The organism is Serratia sp. BNK-10 (genome assembly GCF_047456065.1).
GTDB lineage: Bacteria > Pseudomonadota > Gammaproteobacteria > Enterobacterales > Enterobacteriaceae > Serratia > Serratia ureilytica.
On the sequence record NZ_CP179894.1, the window covers coordinates 277,782 to 296,524 of the forward strand.

21 protein-coding genes and 1 pseudogene are annotated in these 18,743 nt (G+C 60.7%); 11 read left to right on the forward strand and 11 right to left on the reverse strand.

The window, feature by feature from the left end:
• Positions 1 to 390 precede the first annotated feature (390 nt).
• From ACMGG9_RS01300 to ACMGG9_RS01310, 3 genes are read right to left on the reverse strand one after another with little or no spacing between them, the layout of a single operon-like run.
• On the reverse strand, positions 391 to 1,080 hold the full coding sequence (locus ACMGG9_RS01300; RefSeq protein ID WP_414161862.1) for a trehalose-6-phosphate synthase: 690 nt from the start codon (positions 1,078 to 1,080) through the stop codon (positions 391 to 393).
• 13 nt (positions 1,081 to 1,093) lie between these two features.
• Positions 1,094 to 1,504: a GNAT family N-acetyltransferase gene (locus tag ACMGG9_RS01305; protein ID WP_042783609.1), complete on the reverse strand. Its 411-nt coding sequence runs from the start codon at positions 1,502 to 1,504 to the stop codon at positions 1,094 to 1,096.
• Positions 1,505 to 1,536: 32 nt separating this feature from the next.
• Positions 1,537 to 2,907, reverse strand: coding sequence for a glutamine synthetase family protein (locus ACMGG9_RS01310; protein WP_033641727.1), 1,371 nt, complete (start codon positions 2,905 to 2,907; stop codon positions 1,537 to 1,539).
• A 236-nt stretch (positions 2,908 to 3,143) separates the two neighbouring features.
• On the opposite strand from ACMGG9_RS01310, the gene ACMGG9_RS01315 reads away from it, so the two are divergent.
• A complete protein-coding gene (locus ACMGG9_RS01315) occupies positions 3,144 to 3,461 on the forward strand; it encodes a hypothetical protein (RefSeq protein WP_033638833.1) in 318 nt (105 codons plus the stop codon).
• Here ACMGG9_RS01315 and ACMGG9_RS01320 read toward each other — a convergent pair.
• The 6 genes from ACMGG9_RS01320 to ACMGG9_RS01345 form a co-directional block, all read right to left on the reverse strand.
• Positions 3,452 to 3,847, reverse strand: coding sequence for a hypothetical protein (locus ACMGG9_RS01320; protein WP_072626663.1), 396 nt, complete (start codon positions 3,845 to 3,847; stop codon positions 3,452 to 3,454). The two genes, ACMGG9_RS01315 and ACMGG9_RS01320, sit on opposite strands and share 10 nt — an antisense overlap.
• A 13-nt stretch (positions 3,848 to 3,860) precedes the next feature.
• Complete coding sequence (locus tag ACMGG9_RS01325; protein ID WP_241517435.1) at positions 3,861 to 4,025, reverse strand: hypothetical protein; 165 nt, start codon at positions 4,023 to 4,025, stop codon at positions 3,861 to 3,863.
• A gap of 254 nt (positions 4,026 to 4,279) precedes the next feature.
• Positions 4,280 to 4,669, reverse strand: coding sequence for a hypothetical protein (locus ACMGG9_RS01330; protein ID WP_072626664.1), 390 nt, complete (start codon positions 4,667 to 4,669; stop codon positions 4,280 to 4,282).
• Positions 4,669 to 5,673, reverse strand: coding sequence for a hypothetical protein (locus ACMGG9_RS01335; protein WP_072626665.1), 1,005 nt, complete (start codon positions 5,671 to 5,673; stop codon positions 4,669 to 4,671). Before ACMGG9_RS01335 ends, ACMGG9_RS01330 begins: the two co-directional genes overlap by 1 nt.
• A 111-nt stretch (positions 5,674 to 5,784) precedes the next feature.
• Entirely contained in the window at positions 5,785 to 6,246 is a 462-nt protein-coding gene (locus ACMGG9_RS01340) for a putative T6SS immunity periplasmic lipoprotein (protein ID WP_414161863.1), read from the reverse strand.
• 100 nt (positions 6,247 to 6,346) lie between these two features.
• Positions 6,347 to 7,264: a LysR family transcriptional regulator gene (locus ACMGG9_RS01345; protein ID WP_047572821.1), complete on the reverse strand. Its 918-nt coding sequence runs from the start codon at positions 7,262 to 7,264 to the stop codon at positions 6,347 to 6,349.
• Between the two features lie 168 nt (positions 7,265 to 7,432).
• Between ACMGG9_RS01345 and ACMGG9_RS01350 the strand changes: the two genes are divergently transcribed.
• The 7 genes from ACMGG9_RS01350 (at position 7,433) to ACMGG9_RS01380 (ending at position 14,663) form a co-directional block, all read left to right on the forward strand.
• Positions 7,433 to 8,131, forward strand: a complete 699-nt coding sequence (locus ACMGG9_RS01350; protein WP_004933280.1) for a CoA transferase subunit A — start codon at positions 7,433 to 7,435, stop codon at positions 8,129 to 8,131.
• An 11-nt stretch (positions 8,132 to 8,142) separates the two neighbouring features.
• Positions 8,143 to 8,796, forward strand: coding sequence for a CoA transferase subunit B (locus tag ACMGG9_RS01355; protein ID WP_046688166.1), 654 nt, complete (start codon positions 8,143 to 8,145; stop codon positions 8,794 to 8,796).
• A gap of 14 nt (positions 8,797 to 8,810) precedes the next feature.
• Positions 8,811 to 9,995: an acetyl-CoA C-acetyltransferase gene (locus ACMGG9_RS01360; protein ID WP_414161864.1), complete on the forward strand. Its 1,185-nt coding sequence runs from the start codon at positions 8,811 to 8,813 to the stop codon at positions 9,993 to 9,995.
• 18 nt (positions 9,996 to 10,013) lie between these two features.
• Complete coding sequence (locus ACMGG9_RS01365) at positions 10,014 to 10,937, forward strand: 3-hydroxyacyl-CoA dehydrogenase family protein (RefSeq protein WP_414161865.1); 924 nt, start codon at positions 10,014 to 10,016, stop codon at positions 10,935 to 10,937.
• 42 nt (positions 10,938 to 10,979) lie between these two features.
• Entirely contained in the window at positions 10,980 to 12,374 is a 1,395-nt protein-coding gene (locus ACMGG9_RS01370) for a GntP family permease (RefSeq protein WP_197761378.1), read from the forward strand.
• A gap of 12 nt (positions 12,375 to 12,386) precedes the next feature.
• A complete protein-coding gene (locus tag ACMGG9_RS01375; RefSeq protein ID WP_047025151.1) occupies positions 12,387 to 13,157 on the forward strand; it encodes a 3-hydroxybutyrate dehydrogenase in 771 nt (256 codons plus the stop codon).
• 369 nt (positions 13,158 to 13,526) lie between these two features.
• Positions 13,527 to 14,663, forward strand: a complete 1,137-nt coding sequence (locus ACMGG9_RS01380) for a porin (protein WP_342174175.1) — start codon at positions 13,527 to 13,529, stop codon at positions 14,661 to 14,663.
• A gap of 22 nt (positions 14,664 to 14,685) precedes the next feature.
• On the opposite strand, the gene ACMGG9_RS01385 is transcribed toward ACMGG9_RS01380, so the two are convergent.
• Entirely contained in the window at positions 14,686 to 15,507 is an 822-nt protein-coding gene (locus ACMGG9_RS01385; protein ID WP_164119948.1) for an AraC family transcriptional regulator, read from the reverse strand.
• Between the two features lie 120 nt (positions 15,508 to 15,627).
• Between ACMGG9_RS01385 and ACMGG9_RS01390 the strand changes: the two genes are divergently transcribed.
• The 3 genes and pseudogenes from ACMGG9_RS01390 to ACMGG9_RS01400 form a co-directional block, all read left to right on the forward strand.
• Complete coding sequence (locus ACMGG9_RS01390) at positions 15,628 to 16,005, forward strand: hypothetical protein (RefSeq protein WP_047025152.1); 378 nt, start codon at positions 15,628 to 15,630, stop codon at positions 16,003 to 16,005.
• A 10-nt stretch (positions 16,006 to 16,015) separates the two neighbouring features.
• Entirely contained in the window at positions 16,016 to 16,891 is an 876-nt protein-coding gene (locus tag ACMGG9_RS01395; protein ID WP_047025153.1) for a helix-turn-helix domain-containing protein, read from the forward strand.
• Positions 16,892 to 17,124: 233 nt separating this feature from the next.
• Positions 17,125 to 18,042, forward strand: a pseudogene (locus ACMGG9_RS01400) (L,D-transpeptidase family protein); the annotation flags it as partial.
• Positions 18,043 to 18,216: 174 nt separating this feature from the next.
• Here ACMGG9_RS01400 and ACMGG9_RS01405 read toward each other — a convergent pair.
• Positions 18,217 to 18,519 carry a hypothetical protein gene (locus ACMGG9_RS01405; protein WP_033651388.1) on the reverse strand — a complete coding sequence of 101 codons (303 nt, stop codon included), beginning with the start codon at positions 18,517 to 18,519 and terminating at the stop codon, positions 18,217 to 18,219.
• Positions 18,520 to 18,743: the final 224 nt, after the last annotated feature.

Sequence of the window (18,743 nt, forward strand, 5' to 3'; positions counted from 1 at the left end):
CAAACGTTATTTTCGCAGCGAGGCGATGGGCGGGCAGGCAGAGCGGGAAAGGCCGTCAGAAGGGGAGCGGTTGCCGCATTCCGTGTCTTTCAGAATGCAACGTGGATGGCATTACTGAAAGGTGCCCAATAGCATTAGCGTAAAACTAAAACTTTCATCGCCCATAGGGCCCTCCTCGGTTTAAATATGGCACGGAGAGGGTAATGTGTTTTGCTAATAAAAAGCAATTGGCGGCGCGCGGTTTTTACGGTTGATATGTAACAGGATGAATATTCATTTTTTAATCGCTATATTCAGAAAATAAAATAACCTATTTTGATGGCGGTAAATGCGGTGAAAATAAATCGCGGCGAAATAAAACGGCGCGCCTGAATACCGCGCGCCGTAACATTAATAAACCTGCCTGCCGTTGATGCCGGCGGGGAAAATGACGGTGGCGAAAATATGCCCGTTGGCCTGGATCTGGTCGTCGGGCAGCATCTCCAGCGGAAACTCGGCCGCCAGGCAGTTGAGAAAGGCGTTGCGATCGTCGGTGGTGGTAAAGCCGATCAGATCGTAGAACAGCAGCGAAGCGAGCAGCTGGCGATGTTCCGGGATGCGCCGCAGTAGCGCCGCCGACGGGAACGGCAGATGGAAAAAGAACGCGCAGTCGTTCAGTAGCCCCTGTTCCTTCAGCGCCTGGGCGCAGGGCAGCAGTTGGTAATCGTCGATGCAGACGATGTCGCCCGGGCACAGGTGTTCGCAGGCGATATCGGCGAAACGGCGATTCAGCTGCCGGTAGGCGCGGTAGTTTTCCGGCGTGAAGTGCGCCTTCTCCGGCTGGTTGTGGAACACCGGCCACAGGCCGTCGTGGTAGTAGCCCTGATAGTGGCGGCGGAACTCTTCGATCGACAGCGGGAAGGTCACCTGATCGTAACCGGCGTCTTGACGGCAGTGGATCGGGCGCTGCGCGAAATTCTGCACGTCGCCGTTCCAGCCGAGCCACAGCCCCGGTTCTGCGTCGGCCGCCAGCGTCCGGCCGGCGCAGGCCAGATCCTTGCCGTCGCACTGCTTGTTGGAAATCAGCACCAAACGAGACATGGGGGTCTCCTTATCAGTGAAGGGCGCGCGGGGCGTGTGCCGCGCAGTCGGCGCGCCAGGGCGCTTGCAGCGCGGGCAGCGTGACGCGCAGGCCGCGCAATGCCGGATGCGCCAGGCAGCAGCGCGTCAGCCAGCTTCCCAGCCCGACGCCGCGGTATTCGGCGCTGACGAACAGTTCGCTCACCGAGGCGAAGGTGGCGTAATCGGTCACCATGCGGGCGAAGCCGAGCTGGTGGCGTTTGCGATACAGGCCGAAGCACAGGCCGTGGCGCGCCAGGCGCTCCGCCGCCGCTCGATCCGGCAGGCTGAGAAAACGCTGGATCGCGTCGATATCCAACAACTGCCGATCGGTGCTGATATGAAAAACGCCTTTGCGCCAGCAGAGCAGCGGCTGTGCGGGCGCCCGTTGCGGTTGCATATTCATGATTATCCTTAAGTTAACGAATCAGTGGGCGGTTACAGCATCCAGCCGAGTTCGGCGGCGGTGACCTGTTCCTCGAAGCGGCGCAGTTCGGCGCTTTTGCAGGTGTGCCACAGGGTGCAGAACGCCGGGCCGAGCAGTTCGCGCAGCGGATCGCTGTGGCGGAACAGCGCCAGCGCCTCCTGCTGGCCGAGCGGCAAGGGCGCGGCGTTGTCGCTCTCGCAGCCGTTGGCGGCGGGCGGCAGCGGCAGCGGGTGTTCCAGCCCGTGCAGCAGGCCGCCGAGCATCACCGCCAGCGCCAGATAGGGGTTGGCGTCGGCGCCGGCCAGGCGGTATTCGATGCGCTGGTTGGCGCTGTCGGCGCAGGGCAGGCGCAGCGCCACCGTGCGATTGTTGTGGCCCCAGGAGGCGCGCAGCGGCACGTGCATGCCGGGGCGGAAGCGGCGAAACGCGTTGATGTTGGGCGCCAGGATCGCCATCGACGCCGGCATCAGCGCCAGCATGCCCGCCATCGCCTGCTGCATGTTGTCGCTCAGTTCGCCCGGCGCGCCGGTCAGCAGGTTCTCGCCGTGCTCGTTCTGCAGGCTGATGTGAAAATGCAGCCCGCTGCCGGCGGCATGGGCGCAGGGCTTGGCCATAAAGCAGGCGTGCTGGTGATGTTGCTCGGCAATCTGCCGCGTCAGGCGCTTCAGCGCCATGATCTGGTCGCAGGCTTCCAGCACGCGCCGGCTGTGATGCAGGTTCAGCTCGTACTGGCCGGAAGCGGCTTCGGCCACCACGCCGGTCAGCGGCAGGCTTTGCAGCCGCGCGTGCCGTTCGATGTCGCTCAGCAGCGCATGGTGGCGCTCGGGCGCATCCACCGCGAAGCTCTGCGTCGGGCAGGCTTCCGCCTCGGCGGGGCGCTGCGGATCCTGCAGGTAGAACTCCAGTTCGGCCGCCACCACCGGGAAGCAGTTGCGCTCGTGCAGGCGCTTCAGCACCCGTTGCAGCACCACACGCGGCTCCAGCTCGCAGGCGTCGCCGTCGGCGTTTTGCATCGTCAGCAGCAGCTGGGCGTGGCGTTCGGGATCGCGCGCGCAGGGGCGCAGCGTGCCGGGCACCGGCAGGCACAGCCGATCCGGCTCGCCCGCCCGTTGCCCCAGCCCGCTTTCTTCAATCACCCGGCCGTGCAGATCCAGGGCGTAGATCGACAGCGGGAAGTAGCAGCCTTTTTCCAGGCCAAAGGCTTCGGCGATCGGCAGGCGCTTGCCGCGCAGCTGGCCGTTCAGATCGTGCAGATAAATATCCAGCTGTTCGGTATCCGGATAGCGCTGCAGGTAGTGTTCCAGCTCTTTGCGGAAGGTGCGCGTCGGCGATGCGGGCAGCTCCGCCAGCAGAGGATTGAACCCGATAATATTAGAATGCATGGCGCGCTCCAGAACGAAGACCGGTCACGGCCAAAGGCAGGGATAAACGCATGAGACAACTCTCTTGTGAGGCCATAGCGGCGATGTGAAAAGGGTATCTGCGGCGGCAAAAACTGTCTGTAAAAACGCCGTAACGTTAACGGGGCGCGGAATAAAAATGCCGTAAAGAGCGCGGCGGGTTGGCCGGGGCGGCACGGTCTATACTGGCGAGACGGGCCGTAGAAGGAGAGATAACGATGAAGAGAATAGGGCTGCTTATCGCCGCGCTGGCCGCGTTCCACGCCACCGCGTCTTCCCCACAGGCGTGGGCCGAGAGCGAACGGGCGATGCGCGCCGCCTGCCTGAAAGCCAGCGGGCTAAAAAACGCCAGGGTGGAAGGGGAGATTATTCACTACGGTGATGACGTCGGCTATTCGGCGCTGTTTATCGGCGGGCGCTACCCGCAGCCGTTTATGAAAAACCAGCCGGGCAGGGAGCTGTGCTTATATCAGCGCGCCACACAGAAGGCGGCGGTGCAGGCGGTGGAGGGGAGCAACGCGTCTGCTCAACCTTGATGTTTGATGAGATAAATAAAAATATAACCCACGGTGATAATAATGGCCTCTATGAGCAAGAGTATAAAATCCATCGCCAGCCACTTTTGTAGCTCAGGAGAGGCGGTTTTTTGCACGAAATCGTAGGTTTTCGCATCGAGCCAAACCTGATCCCTAATCTTGATTTTTTTCCTCTTCAGGATCCAAAGAAACCACTGTGCCTTCAATGAGGTACCTAGCATACCGAGGCCGTCGGCAAAGGCGACGTAGGGCGGAATAAAATGTCCGCTGCCGGCGTAACGCTGATAGAACGCGTCAAACTCTTTTTTATGGCGCCGGTAGCCAATGAACTGAATGAAGGCGCTTAAAACCAGCAGCGTTAAGCATAATATGACAAGGGTTTTCATTGAGTAGCCTGAATCACGATATTCTCGCTATCATCATAAAGATCAATGCCATGATGAAGAGCACGCCTTCCAGCGCCAAAAGCGTGCCGTTGTTTTTCATCCAGGTCTGCAAGCGTTCAGATGATGAAAGACGAACAAATTCATAGGTCTTGGCGGGAAGATATTGGTTTTTCTTCACCTTGATTTTCTTGCCGCAAAGGATCCATCTGAACCATTAGACTTTGATGGAAGTACCTAAAGAGCCAAGGCCATCGGCAATTGCGACGTGAGCAGGGACAAAGTGGCCCTGTTGGGTATAGCGTTGATAAAAACATCAAACTCGCGTTTATAGCGACGAGAGTAAATATATTGAGCAAGCCAACAAACTAAGAGCAGCACGGCTGCAATAAGTGATGCTGTTTTCATAAGCCCCCGGCTAAGGTTCAAGGGGCGTTATGCCTTACTCAAAAAAGCAAAGATACACATCAACGCCAAACACCCCATTTTCAGCACGCTTAAGATGAAGTCTTTTCGAATCCAGCTCTTCAGATGTTGAGATGTGTTTTCATTCACGAATTCGTAGGTTTTAGGGCTCAGAAAAGCGTTTTTCCCTATCTTTATTTTTCTGCCATTCAATACCCAACGGAACCATTGTGCTTTGATAGACACACCGAGCAAACCAAGGTTATCCGCGAAGATGACGAATGGAGGCAAGGGATGGGCGCTTTGCACATAACGTTGATAGAATTCAGAAAATTCGTCTTTATAGCGCCGATAGTAAAGGTATTGCACCAGGGCGCTAATCAATGTCAGAGTGAAGAACAGGACGATAGCGATTTTCATTATTCACCAAAAATGAAACCAGTAATGCTGTCGGCGGCTGCACCGCCACCCCAACTGCCAGCTGCGCCACCCAGAGCAGCGCCTGCTATACCACAAGCTAAAATACCGGTACCAAACGTGGAGGCGCCTAAGACGATACTACAAGCCGTCATTGCTAACATCGCACCGCCTTCACCCCCCCAAATCCCCGCCGCAGTACTTGCCGCAAAATGACTGTATCCCTTCACCGCGATCTTGGCGCACTCCTGTTCGCGACCGGTGGTGCAGGCGTTGTAGACGTCGTTGGTGGTATTCAGCCCACTCAATCCGATGCCGATCCAGCCGCCGGCTTTCATAAACTTGGCCGCCCGGCTGGCGCTGTCGACGTAGTTCGAATAACCCTTGATGGCGCCGACGCCGGCGGTGCTCCATTCATGCACCAGCGATTTACTGGAGAGCCCCAGCGCGTGTTTGATTTGCGCATACTCTTTCATATTGAGTTGAGCACGAGTAAGGCGATTCAGTAACGGTTTTAATGTACCGAACAGCCGCGCTCGTTCCACCTGAAACTGGGTGCCAATCAACGCGCCACTCGTGCGGAACTGATTTTGGTAGGTTTTTTCAATCTCGACCAGGATATTTTTGATCTGGCTGAAGTAGCGTTCTCCGGCATCCGAAGCCAGCCCGACGACCGTTTCCCCATAGCTGGTGAAGGCGGCGATAGCGGCGTAATTGCGGTGCAAGAAGGTGGAGAAATCGCTGTCACCGGCTTTCACCGCTTTGCTGGTGCGGCTCTTGGCCTGCATCAGGGCGGCGATCTGCGTAGATTGGTTATGATTGCGCGGATCGGCGACGATCAGCATTTGCCCCGGTTGAACCAGCGGCGTATCGGCATTGAGCTGCATAAAAAAGCGTGCCGCTTCCGATGGCTTGCCACCGAACAGATAGTTGGCGTGGAAGGCGAGCGGGCCGGTTTGTTGGGCGATGCAATAGCCCGGTGCGATGCTGCTGGACTTCTGTTCCATGTCGAAAAGCCTCCTTATTTTTAGGAAACTTAACATTTTCTACAGGGTGGTAACAGGTTCTGGCTCACGCTCTCGATCGGAGAATCATCTGAAAATGCAATGATGGGTAGCTTAATGATTGCTATGTAATTGTGCCTTTCCATTACGCTCGATGCTTAAAGTAAAGGTTCTCATGTATTTACGCCTTTTCGTGTCGTTATTCATCGAGACGCCGAGCAAGACCGAGTATTCTCCCGCAGCCCAGTTTACCTGCGGATAAGTGGCGCATTGTCCCGGTTTCAGGTCGGGCAACGGAGTGACTTCTGGTGAGGCCCAGACGATATGCCATTGCTGTTGTTCCTGTCGTGAGACGATCACCCCCCGGTTTTGCAGGCTGTCACCGCTGCGAACGCTGTTGATAGGCACGGCAAAGCAAGGTTGGTTGTCTTTGAGCGAGACATCCAACGGATGGTACCAGGGCTGAGTGGATTGGCAGCCGTTCAGTAGCAGTGCGCACAGTAAAGAGAGATAAAGTTTTGTCATAGCAAGGTGTTCCGGTTCTTTGGATTGTTCAGGAAAGCTCGCAATACCCATTCATAACGTTTTAATGCCGCTGTAGTTGGTGGCTACGTGGAAGCGATGGGCGGCACGCTGCGCCTGGACATTGAACTGCCGGACGGCAAGCACGTCGGGTTTACGGTTTAAGCGCAGGCTGCCCGCCACTCCCCGCCATCTCCCGTTCGATCACCGTCGCCAGCGCCTGCGCGGCGGAAGAGAGTTGGTGCTGCGCCAGGCGGATCAGGCCCACGCGCCGTTCGATAATCGGGCCGATCAGCGGCACGCAGACCGCCCCCAGCTCATCCATCTGTTGCTCGCACAGCGCCGGCACCGCGCTGGCGCCGAGGCCGTTGGCCACCATGCGCCCGACCGTCACCAGCTGGTGGCTCTCAAACGCCACCTCCAGCGTTCGCCCGCTGCGGGCCAGTTCCTGCTCCAGCAGCAGCCGCACCGCCGATGGCCGCTGGAGGGTGATGAAATCCAGCGTCAGCAGCTCCTTCCAGCTCACCTGCGCCTTGCGCGCCAGCGCCGAATCCTTCGGCACCACCGCCAGAAAGCGATCGCGGCACAGCGGGGTGAAGTGCAGGGTGTCGCTCGGCTCCGGCTCGAAGGCGATGCCCATCTCCACCCGGCCTTCGCGGATCATTTCAAACACCTGTTCGTTGATGACGTCGTGCACCGCCACGTTGATGCCGGCATAGCGATCGCGAAACGCCTTGAGGATCGGCGGCAGCGGGTTGCCGGCGAACGACGGCATGGCGGCGATCGCCACCTTGCCCATCTGCAGGGTGAAGCGCTGACGCATCGCCTCTTCCGCGTTATCCCAATCCGCCAGCAGCTGGCGCGCCATCGGGAAGAAGGTTTCTCCTTCCGGCGTCAGCGTCACCCGGCGGGTGGTGCGCAGCAACAGCGGCCCGCCCAGCGCGTCTTCCAGCCCACGGATCGCCAGGCTGAGCGCCGGCTGAGAAATATTCAGCCGCTCGCTGGCCTGGGCGAAATTCAGAGTGTGAGCTACCGCTAAAAACGCGCGTAACTGTTTGATGCTCATTTTCATTTTGGTTGGCGTTAACTCTTTGTTAATTTTCGGTTAACGGTTGATTAATAAAAATTCTAAATGAATGCGGCATAAAAACAAAATTAACAAATCATTTTTGTGATCTGAAGATGCCCTCACGCAAGCCAGGGCATTTCGCCCTGCGCCGCAACATGCAGGGGCAACGATATGGCAGGGCTCGACAAACGCGTCGGCAGCTACCAGGAAGCGCTGGCAGGCCTGACGGACAACATGACGGTGCTGGCGGGCGGCTTTGGCCTGTGCGGCATCCCGGAGAATCTGATCGAAGAGATCCGCCGGCGTGGCGTGCGCGGGTTGACGGTGGTTTCCAACAACTGCGGCGTCGACGGGTTCGGCCTCGGGCGGCTGCTGGAAACCCATCAGATCCGCAAGGTGGTGGGATCTTACGTCGGCGAAAACGCGCTGTTCGAACAGCAGGCGCTCAGCGGCGAGCTGGAGGTGGATCTCACGCCGCAGGGCACGCTGGCGGAGAAGATCCGCGCCGGCGGCGCCGGCATCCCGGCATTCTTCACTGCCACCGGTTACGGCACGCCGATCGCCGAAGGCAAAGAGGTGCGCGAGTTCAACGGCCGCCCCTACATCATGGAAACCGCCATCACCGGCGATTTCGCCATCGTGAAAGGCTGGAAGGCCGATCACTTCGGCAACGTCATCTACCGCCACACCGCGCAGAACTTCAATCCGCTGATGGCGACCGCCGGGCGCATCACGGTGGTGGAAGTGGAAGAGATCGTCGCGCCGGGCGAGCTGGATCCGGCGGCGATCCACACCCCCGGCATCTATGTCGATCGGCTGATCCAGGGCACATTCGAAAAGCGTATCGAACAACGCACCCTGCGGGCATAAGGAGAATTCGCATGCTTACCCGTGAACAAATGGCGCAGCGCGTGGCGCAAGAGCTGAGGGACGGTTACTACGTCAATCTGGGCATCGGCATCCCGACGTTGGTGGCCAACTACGTGCCGGCGGGCATGGACGTGATGCTGCAGTCGGAAAACGGCCTGCTGGGGATGGGCGAGTTCCCGACCGAGCAACAGCTGGACGCCGACATGATCAACGCCGGCAAGCAGACGGTCACCGCGCGCCTCGGCGCGTCGATCTTCGATTCGGCGCAGTCGTTCGCCATGATCCGCGGCGGCCATGTCGATCTGACCGTGCTGGGGGCGTTTGAAGTGGACGTCGAGGGCAACATCGCCTCGTGGATGATCCCCGGCAAGATGGTCAAGGGCATGGGCGGCGCGATGGATCTGGTGGCGGGGGCGGAGAACATCATCGTGGTGATGACCCACGCAGCGAAGGGCGGCGAGTCCAAGTTGCTGCCGCGCTGCACGCTGCCGCTGACCGGTGCCAACTGCATCCGCAAGGTATTGACCGATCTGGCCTATCTGGAAATTGAAGACGGCGCCTTCGTGCTGCGCGAACGCGCGCCGGGCGTCAGCGTGGCGGAGATTGTCGCCAAAACCGCCGGCCGGCTGATCGTGCCGGAGCATGTGCCGGAAATGCGTTTCTGAAACGGGAGGTGAATGTGCAACAACGTGAAGTGGTGATTGTGGCGGCGACGCGCACGCCGGTCGGCAGTTTTCACGGCGCGCTGGCGCCGCTGACGGCGGTGGAACTGGGTACGGCGGCAGTGCAGGGGCTGCTGGCGCAAAGCGGCGTGGCGCCGCAGCAGATCGATGAAGTGATCCTCGGCCAGGTGCTGACCGCCGGCTGCGGGCAGAATCCGGCGCGCCAGACCGCGCTGAATGCCGGGCTGCCCGTGACGACGCCGGCGCTGACCATCAACAAGGTGTGCGGCTCCGGTTTGAAGGCGGTGCATCTGGCGGTGCAGGCGATCCGCAGCGGCGACGCCGACGCGGTGATCGCCGGCGGCCAGGAGAGCATGAGCCAGTCGCCTTACCTGATGGCCGGCGCGCGCGCCGGCCTGCGCCTCGGTCACGCGCAGATGGTGGACAGCGTGATCCACGATGGCCTGTGGGACGCGTTCAACGACTACCACATGGGCATCACCGCCGAGAACCTGGCGGAGAAATACGCCATCAGCAGAGAAGAACAAGACAGGTTCGCGCTGCGCTCGCAGCAGAAGGCGCAGGCGGCGCAGCAGGCCGGGCGTTTCGCGCAGGAGATCACGCCGGTGACGGTGCCGCAGCCGAAGGGCGAAGCGCTGCGGGTAGAGCGCGACCAACAGCCGCGCGACACCAGCCTGGAGGCGCTGGCGCGGCTGCGCCCGGCGTTTCGCAAAGAGGGGACGGTGACCGCCGGCAATGCCTCGTCGCTCAACGACGGCGCCGCCGTGGTGCTGCTGATGAGCGCGGAAAAAGCCGCCGCGCTGCGTTTGCCGGTGCTGGCGCGCATCGCCGGTTACGCCTCGTCGGGCGTCGATCCGGCGATCATGGGCATCGGCCCGGCGCCGGCCGCGCGCCGCTGCCTGGAAAAAGCCGGTTGGCGGCTGGAGGAGGTCGATCTGATCGAAGCCAACGAAGCCTTCGCCGCGCAGGCGCTGGCGGTGGGCAAAGAACTGGGCTGGGAGGCGGAGCGGGTGAACGTCAACGGCGGAGCGATCGCGCTGGGGCATCCGATCGGCGCGTCCGGCTGCCGCATTTTGGTGTCGCTGCTGTACGAAATGCAGCGCCGCGAGGTGAACAAGGGGCTGGCGATGCTGTGCATCGGCGGCGGGCAGGGCGTGGCGCTGGCGGTAGAGCGCCCGTAAACAACCGAGGAAGGCACGATGCAGTCATCTGACTATGCGGTACTGGGCGCCGGGCTGATGGGGGTGGGCATCGCCACCCACTTTATTCACCACGGCCATGAGGTGTTGCTGTATGAACCGGATCCGCAGCGCCGGGTGGAAGCGCCGGCAGTGGCGAGCGGCATTCTGGCCGAGCTGAGCGATGTCGGGCAGTTTGATCGCGACGAACGCGAAGCTTCGCTGGCGCGGCTGCGCGTGACCGGCGATCTGAACGCGGTAGCGCACGCCCGGCTGCTTATCGAGGCGATCCCGGAACGGCTCGAGCTGAAGCACGCGCTGTATGAGCAGTTGGAAGGGCTGATCGCTGACGACGCGGTGATTGCCAGCAACACCAGCGGCTTGCCGCCGGACGAGCTGGCGGCGCGCATGACCCATCCGCAGCGGCTGCTGATCGCCCACTTTTGGCACCCGCCGCACCTGATCCCGCTGGTGGAGATCGTGCCCGGCAGCGCCACCGAGCCGCACCATCTGGCGGCGGTGCAGGCGCTGCTCGGCGAGATGGCGCTGGAGGCGGTGATGCTGGAACGCGCCGCGCCGGGGTTTGTCGGCAACCGGCTGCAGTTTGCGGTGCTGCGTGAGGCGCTGCACATCGTCCACAGCGGCATCGCCAGCGCCGAGGTGGTGGATCAGGTGATGCGCGCCTCGCTGGGGCGGCGCTACGCCATGGTCGGCCCGCTGGAGGCCGCCGACATGACCGGGCTGGGGACGGTGGCGGACATCGCCCGCCACCTGTTCCCGGAGCTGGCGACCGGCGACGAGATGATGGCGCTGGTGGAACAGCGGCTGCAGCGCGGCGATATCGGCCAGCGCAGCGGCCGGGGATTTTATCTTTGGGATGAAGCGCGCAGGGAACGCATTCAACGGCGACGGGCGCATCAGCTGCGCTTTGCGCTGAAACCGTAATTTCGCACGCCGTACCTGACAATAACAACGATAGCGAGGTGCCTGATGAGCGTTTTGATTGCCCTGGCAGCACTGGGATTACTGATGCTGGCCGCCTACCGCGGCTACAGCGTGATTTTGTTCGCCCCGATAGCCGCGCTGGGCGCGGTGCTGTTGACCGACCCCGGCGCGGTGGCGCCGACCTTCACCGGGCTGTTTATGGAGAAGATGGTCGGCTTCGTGAAGCTCTACTTCCCGGTGTTCCTGCTGGGGGCGGTATTCGGCAAGCTGATCGAGCTGTCCGGCTTCTCCCGTTCGATCGTCGCGGCGGCGATCCGCATTCTCGGCCGGCGTCACGCCATTCCGGTGATCGTGCTGGTGTGCGCGCTGCTGACCTACGGCGGGGTATCGCTGTTCGTGGTGGCGTTCGCGGTTTATCCGTTCGCCGCCGAGCTGTTCCGCCAGAGCGGCATCCCCAAGCGGCTGATCCCGGCCACCGTGGCGCTCGGTGCCTTTTCCTTCACCATGGACGCCTTGCCCGGCACGCCGCAGATCCAAAACATCATCCCGACCAGCTTCTTCGGCACCAACGCCTGGGCCGCGCCCTGGCTGGGGCTGATCGGCTCGCTGTTCATCATCGCGGTCGGTTTGCTGTATCTTGAACGCCAGCGGCGCAAGGCGCAGCTGAAGGGGGAGGGGTACGGCAGCGATCTGCTGAACGAGCCGGAAACCCCGGACGACATCAACCTGCCGAACCCGCTGATCGCCATCCTGCCGCTGATTTTGGTCGGGGTATTCAACCTTGGCTTCACCCATTGGATCCCGCAGTGGTACGGCGCCAGCCACGAGCTGACGCTGCCGGGGCTGGCCAAGCCCATCACCACCGATGTGGCGAAGATCACCGCCATCTGGGCGGTGGAAGCGGCGCTGGTGTCGGGTATTCTGCTGGTGGTGGCGTTCGGCTTTCGCAATATTCGCGGGCGGCTGGCGGAAGGCAGCAAGACGGCGGTCGGCGGCGCAATTCTGGCGGCGATGAACACCGCCTCCGAATACGGCTTCGGCGCGGTGATCGCCGCGCTGCCGGGCTTTTTGGTGCTGTCGCAGGCGCTGTCGGCGATCCCCAATCCGCTGCTGAACGAAGCGATCAGCGTCACCCTGCTGGCCGGCATCACCGGGTCGGCCTCCGGCGGCATGAGCATCGCGCTGGCGGCGATGTCCGACAGCTTTATCGCCGCCGCCCATGCGGCACACATTCCGCTGGAGGTGCTGCACCGGGTGGCCTCGATGGCCAGCGGCGGCATGGACACCTTGCCGCACAACGGCGCGGTGATCACCCTGCTGGCGATCACCGGCCTTAGCCACCGGCAGGCCTATGGCGGCATTTTCGCCATCACCCTGATCAAAAGCGCCGCGGTGCTGTTTGTGATTGGCGTGTTCTACCTGACCGGCATTGTTTAAAGGAGCGATACCATGAGTGTACAAGGCAAGACCGCGCTGGTGACCGGCTCGACCAGCGGCATCGGCCTCGGGATAGCGTCCGTGCTGGCCGCCGCCGGCGTGCGCGTGATCCTCAACGGCTTTGGCGATGTGGAAGCGGCGAAAGCGCAGGTTGCCCGGCTGGGCGCCGCGCCGGGGTATCACGGCGCCGATCTCGGCGATGCAGCCCAGATAGCGGACATGATGCACTATGCCGAGCGTGAGTTCGGCGGCGTGGACATTCTGGTGAACAACGCCGGCATTCAGCACGTGGCGCCGCTGGATCAGTTCCCGGTGGAGAAATGGAACGCGATCCTCGCCATCAACCTGTCGGCGGTGTTCCACACCTGCCGGTTGGCGCTGCCGGGTATGCGCGAGCGCAACTGGGGACGCATCATCAACGTGGCGTCGGTGCACGGGCTGGTGGCGTCGAAAGACAAATCGGCTTATGTGGCGGCCAAGCACGGCGTGGTGGGGCTGACCAAGACGCTGGCGCTGGAGACCGCCCGCACGCCCGTGACCTGCAACGCCATCTGCCCCGGCTGGGTGCTGACGCCGCTGGTGCAACAGCAGATCGACAAGCGCATTGCCGCCGGCATCGATCCGCAGCGGGCGCGCGATGAGCTGCTGGCGGAGAAGCAGCCGTCGCAAGCGTTCGTCACGCCGGAGCAACTCGGCGAGCTGGCGCTGTTCCTGTGCAGCGATGCGGCGGCGCAGGTGCGCGGCGCCGCCTGGAACATGGACGGCGGCTGGCTGGCGCAGTAGTGAGATTTTCCCCGGAGCGCGCAACGCGCTCCGTCGTTATTTCCCGCCTTTAATTAATTCCCTCGCGTGACGGTTTACCTGCGGCAATAATATTTATTTGTTATTTGCTATCTTTATTCCCAGATAATCACGCCGGGTTATTTTGGGTAAAAGATGCGGATTGGTTTATTTCGTGCTGCGGTTATTACATTATTTTTCTCCGTGTTACAGGTGAACACGTTTCTGCTGAAAATAAATCCAACCTGAAATAATGGCAGATTATGACGTGAATTTTTATATCTTGCGTGCGCTGTTGACATCGGGTAATTATTTCCGCGTGGCTTAAGACCACCGTGTTTATAACAATAATTTTTTCGGGCAGGGGTAATAATGAGAAAGAATACAACGCCAATATTCATTGGCGGCGTCTTGCTGTCGGCGTTATCCGCCGGCGCACAGGCCGAGATCACCATTCTGGATAAAAACCCGCAGAGCAATGTGTTGCTGGCGCCGCTCAGTTTAAAAGTGGGCGGCAGCATTCGCCCCGAGTGGATCTTCAATAACGGCCCGGAGCCGGGCTATGACAAAAACGGTCACGACGGCGGCACGCGTTTTCGCTTCAGCGGCGACTATGCGCTGACGCAGGACACCTCGATCATCGGCTATTACGAGTGGGGCGTCGATCTGGCGCACGCGCTCAGCTGGGACGGGCACTACAATGAGGACGGCAAACGCGACTATCAGCGCCAGCTGTACGCCGGTTTCAAGGACGATCGTTACGGCACCCTGACCTATGGCCACCAGTACGGCATCTATTATTCTGTGGTCGGCATCAAAAGCGACGTCTGGGATAACGACGGCCACGCGGGCGGCACCGGCATCGGTATTTCCGGCGATTATGACGGCGGCAATAAACCGAAAAACAGCATCAAATACACCAATGATTTCGGGCCGGTTACGCTGTACGCCAACTATTTATTGCCGGAAGACGATCTGCACACCGCGGATAACCTGATTTACCGCCGCAAGGGCGGTGGCGGGCTGGGCTTCGATTATAAGGTGACGAAGGATTTCACCTTCAGCGCCGCCTACAGTTATACCGACGCGAAGATCAAAGATAATCTGTACAACGAAAAGGATTATCACCAGCAGCTGTCCGGCACCGCGTTGACCTGGCAGCCGAACAACTGGTACATCGTCGGCACCGCCAGCTATTACAAAGACTATGTGCCGAGCACCCACCAGCGCACGCTGTCGCACTTCTTCGCCGGCGACGGCTACGGGCTGGAAGGCTTCGTCGGTTACACCTTCAATATCGACAAGCCGTTCCTCAAATCCGTTCAGCCTTACGTCGCGGCGGACTCGCTGCGGCTGAAAGGAGACGAGGCGTATCACGCCAACCACGTCTACCTCGGCGCGGGCACCACCATCGGTTACGGTCTGTCGGTGTATGTGGAGCGCACGCTGGCCAACAGCAGCGACAACGAGCCGGATTCCACCTGGATTACGGTGTTCTACGACTTCTGATGCGACTCTTGCCGCCGGCCGTTCACATGCTGATCGCACCGTCCAGGGGTTGCCCTGAGGCGTTGCGCTCCGCCAGGTAACGCGCCGGCGGTTTGCCCACCGCCTTTCTGAACATGGTGACGAAGCCGCTGGCGCTCTCGTAACCCAGATCCAGCGCCACCGTCTGTACGCTCTCGCCCTGCGTCAAGCGCTGCAGCGCCAGCATCACGTGCAGCTGACGCCGCCAGTGGCCGAAGCTCATGCCCATCTGTTGTTGCAGCGTGCGGCTGAGGGAGCGCTCGCTCATGCCGATGCGCTGCGCCCACTGGCCGAGGGTGGATTTGTCCGCCGGGCAGCTCAGCATGCCTTCGGTTAACTGCCGTATGCGCGCGTCGTCGGATACCGGCAGATGCAGATTCTCGATCGGTGCGGCCACCAGCTGATCCAGCAACACCGCCGTCAGGCGCCCTTCGGCGCCCTGTTCGTCGTAGAGCGGTTCGAAGGTGGTGGCCTGCAGCAGCAGTTCGCGCAGCAGCGGCGAGACCGACAGCGTGCAGCAACTCTGCGGCAAGCCGGCGACGACGTGTTGATCGACGAACAGGCAGTAAGCCTCGGTCGAGCCGGCGCCCTGGGCGTTGTGCAACACGTTGCCCGGCATCCACAGCGCGCACTGCGGCGGCACCAGCCACAGGCCGTTTTCCACTTCGCAGCGGATCATGCCGCGCACGGTATAGATCAGCTGCGCCTTTTGATGACGATGCGGCTCGACTTCCCAGTCCTGCTCGATGGTGGAACTCTGCACGGCGAACAGCGGGCGCGGCACCTGATCGATATCAATATTGCGGCGTGGGATCTGGACTTTCATGAGAACAATTCTCAATTTGGCGGAATTGAAAAGTATTATGTCCTGATTGCGCAATGTGGTCTAGCGCCGGTGCCGATAAAGTAAGCGCCAGTCCTAAACCCTTTCGCGAGGAAACTGATTATGTCACTCGATACTGCCGATTTTCCGCTGGTGTGGATGCGCCGAAACGGGCGCGATACCCAGGCCGAGCTGGCTGAATTCAGCGCGCTGCTGGCGCGCGCCGAGCCTTTCGTCCTGATAACCGATCGCAGCGTCGGCGATGAAGGTGAAGAGCACGATCGCGACGCCCGCACTCAGGTGGCGCTGTGGAAGCGCGATAACCGCGCGGCGCTGAAGCGGTGGGCGAAAGGCATGATCATGCTGGAACCGGACGACGCCAAACGCGCGGCGGCGGAAGCATTCGCCGAATACGGCGCCAAATTCTGGGGCTATCCGGTACTGGTGGCCGCCGATGAAGCCGCAGGCCGGATGTTGGCGCTGACATTACTGAGCAAATAAGGGGAACACCATGCACCAGCAACAGGTGATTGAGCAGCTGCTGGCCTGGATCGAGCAGAGCCTGGATCAGCCGCTGACGCTGGACGACATCGCCGCCAAATCCGGCTATTCCAAGTGGCATTTGCAGCGGATGTTCAAGCAGCACACCGGCCATATCCTCGGCACGTACGCCCGCCGCAGAAGGTTGACCGCCGCCGCGCGCGAACTGCGCCTGACCGGCACCAGCGTGGCCTGTATCGCCGATACGTACCAGTTCGATTCGCAGCAGACCTTCACCCGCTGCTTCCGCAAGCAGTTTGGTCTGCCGCCGGCCAGCTATCGTCGCAGCCAGGATTGGTCGAGCTACGGTCTGCAGCCGCCGCTGCGGCTGACCGAAGCGCCGCTGCCGCAGGCCGACATCGTGACGCTGCCCGCCATGCAGCTGGTGGGCAACACGCAACGCCGCAGCTTTACGCTGGGGCAGTTGGCGGCTTCCAAATGCGAGCTGCGTCGCCATGCCTGGCGGCAACTGCTGCGGCCGCAGACGCTGCCCGAGGTGATGTATGGCCTTACCAGCCTGGAGATCGACCGGCAGCGTCGGGGCTGCCCGCGCATGGCGTATACCGCCGCTTTGCCGGACGAAGGGGCGGTGGGGGAACGGGTGACCATCGAACAGGGGGAATACGCCCGTTTCACCTATCAGGGGCAGGCGGAAGGGTTACAAAACTTTATTGTCCGGCTGTATGACACCGCCATGCCGCAGATGAACGCCATCCGCCGGCCAGGGCAGGATATCGAGCGGTTCTACCCGGCGCAGGAGGGCAGTTGCCCGCTTGGCGGCGCGGCGATCCGCTGTGAATATCTGATCCCCATTCGGCGGGCGGAGGCGCTGGCCGCCGCCAGTTAGGCGGCGGTTCTCGCAGAAAATCGCCTTCGTGGCGCGTCAGGTTACAAAAAATTGCGATATTACATCGGTAATGGTTCACACTTTGATTGATGTGCACATATAATGCGCATCCGGTCAAATCCCCCCTGGTTTTTCAGGCCGCAGCGCCGTTGGCTGCCGGCTGAAATTCAACGGGGCAAAGTGGCCGTAGAAACCAATACCCATAATCGCCAGTGGCCTTGACCAACACGAAGATGAAAATGAGCATTCGCGCGTTATTAACCCTGTTTACGGCACTGGTTGCATTCAGCCAGGCTGCCTTCGCCGTCGTCTACCCGCTGCCGCCAAAAGACAGCCGTTTGGTGGGCGAAAATATCCAAATCACCGTACCGGAAGACAGCAAACTGCCGCTGGAGAGCTTCGCCGCCCAGTATCAGATGGGGCTGAGCAACATGCTGGAGGCCAACCCGGGCGTGGATCCGTTCCTGCCGAAGGCCGGCAGCACCCTGACCATCCCGCAACAGCTGATCCTGCCGGACGCGCCGCGTGAAGGCATCATCATCAACAGCGCCGAAATGCGTCTGTACTACTACCCGAAAGGTTCCAACACCGTCGTGGTGTTGCCGATCGGCATCGGCCAGCTGGGTAAAGACACCCCGCTGAACTGGACCACCACCGTGCAGCGCAAGAAAGACGGCCCAACCTGGACGCCGACCGCCAAAATGCGCGCCGAATACGCGGCAGACGGCGAGATCCTGCCTGCGGTGTTCCCGGCCGGCCCGGATAACCCGATGGGGCTGTATGCGCTGTATGTTGGCCGCCTGTATGCCATTCACGGCACCAACGCCAACTTCGGCATCGGCCTGCGCGTGAGCCACGGCTGCGTGCGTCTGCGCGCCGACGACATCAAGTACCTGTTCCAGAACGTGCCGGTCGGCACCCGCGTGCAGTTCATCAACGAACCGATGAAGGCCACCGTCGAACCGGACGGCTCGCGCTACGTGGAAGTGCACAACCCGCTGTCGGCCAACGAAGAGCAGCTGCAATCCAAGGATCCGGTGCCGCTGACCATTTCCGCGCCGGTCGGCAAAGTGCTGATGGACGCCGGCGTCAACCAGAGCGAAGTGGACGCGGCGATCAAGGCTCGTTCCGGTATGCCGGTGAAAGTGAACTGATCGCCTCGGGCTTCAGTGACAATGCCAAGAAGACGCCTGCGGGCGTCTTTTTTTATGAACCGAAGTGCTGCCAGGATATTTGCGCCGGCGCGTCTCCGGGATTAACGGTTTTTTTATTCCCCGCGCGTCAAAAATAAAATAGCCGCCGCGCCGGCGGCCATTTTATTTCTATTACAGGCTGCCGCCGACCGAGGTCGAGGTGGAGCCGATCGTCTCGCGGAAATGTTTCGCGTAGTCGGCCACTTCCTGCTGCGTATGCGTCAGGCCATAAAGACCCAGCCCCACACCGCCTGCAACGCCGCCGATGAGGGTGCCGACCAATTGGCCGACCGCACCGGCAATAAAGCCGCCTGCGCCTGCGGATTTGCCTGCAATCAGCGCGCCGGTCATGGCGCCGTCCAACAGCCCATCCCAGGCCGCGTTCAGATCGCCACCGCTAACGTACTGTTCTTCATATTGACTAAGTACTTTCATATACAATCCTTATAAATAAAAGGGTGACTTAGTGGGTTTAATTAAATTCTAAAATAACGCCGTAGCGCTATTTCACTTTAAAAATATAACAGCTGATATTTGATTGGCAATATTCTATTCAATGAAGGGTATTATTTGGTTAAATATAGGCGCATTCATTTTTGGCGAGTGTTTTAAAGAGGGGGATTGGGAATGTTCTTGGGAAAAATAGCAGATATCGCTGG

Coding starts and splice junctions, on each gene's coding strand:
- ACMGG9_RS01350 (WP_004933280.1), top strand. CDS start 7,433: ATGGCAGGGCTCGACAAACGCGTCGGCAGCTACCAGGAAGCGCTGGCA.
- ACMGG9_RS01330 (WP_072626664.1), bottom strand. CDS start 4,669: ATGAAAATCGCTATCGTCCTGTTCTTCACTCTGACATTGATTAGCGCC.
- ACMGG9_RS01365 (WP_414161865.1), top strand. CDS start 10,014: ATGCAGTCATCTGACTATGCGGTACTGGGCGCCGGGCTGATGGGGGTG.
- ACMGG9_RS01340 (WP_414161863.1), bottom strand. CDS start 6,246: ATGGGTATTGCGAGCTTTCCTGAACAATCCAAAGAACCGGAACACCTT.
- ACMGG9_RS01355 (WP_046688166.1), top strand. CDS start 8,143: ATGCTTACCCGTGAACAAATGGCGCAGCGCGTGGCGCAAGAGCTGAGG.
- ACMGG9_RS01385 (WP_164119948.1), bottom strand. CDS start 15,507: ATGAAAGTCCAGATCCCACGCCGCAATATTGATATCGATCAGGTGCCG.
- ACMGG9_RS01310 (WP_033641727.1), bottom strand. CDS start 2,907: ATGCATTCTAATATTATCGGGTTCAATCCTCTGCTGGCGGAGCTGCCC.
- ACMGG9_RS01375 (WP_047025151.1), top strand. CDS start 12,387: ATGAGTGTACAAGGCAAGACCGCGCTGGTGACCGGCTCGACCAGCGGC.
- ACMGG9_RS01320 (WP_072626663.1), bottom strand. CDS start 3,847: ATGAAAACCCTTGTCATATTATGCTTAACGCTGCTGGTTTTAAGCGCC.
- ACMGG9_RS01335 (WP_072626665.1), bottom strand. CDS start 5,673: ATGGAACAGAAGTCCAGCAGCATCGCACCGGGCTATTGCATCGCCCAA.
- ACMGG9_RS01395 (WP_047025153.1), top strand. CDS start 16,016: ATGCACCAGCAACAGGTGATTGAGCAGCTGCTGGCCTGGATCGAGCAG.
- ACMGG9_RS01345 (WP_047572821.1), bottom strand. CDS start 7,264: ATGAAAATGAGCATCAAACAGTTACGCGCGTTTTTAGCGGTAGCTCAC.
- ACMGG9_RS01390 (WP_047025152.1), top strand. CDS start 15,628: ATGTCACTCGATACTGCCGATTTTCCGCTGGTGTGGATGCGCCGAAAC.
- ACMGG9_RS01405 (WP_033651388.1), bottom strand. CDS start 18,519: ATGAAAGTACTTAGTCAATATGAAGAACAGTACGTTAGCGGTGGCGAT.
- ACMGG9_RS01300 (WP_414161862.1), bottom strand. CDS start 1,080: ATGTCTCGTTTGGTGCTGATTTCCAACAAGCAGTGCGACGGCAAGGAT.
- ACMGG9_RS01305 (WP_042783609.1), bottom strand. CDS start 1,504: ATGAATATGCAACCGCAACGGGCGCCCGCACAGCCGCTGCTCTGCTGG.
- ACMGG9_RS01380 (WP_342174175.1), top strand. CDS start 13,527: ATGAGAAAGAATACAACGCCAATATTCATTGGCGGCGTCTTGCTGTCG.
- ACMGG9_RS01315 (WP_033638833.1), top strand. CDS start 3,144: ATGAAGAGAATAGGGCTGCTTATCGCCGCGCTGGCCGCGTTCCACGCC.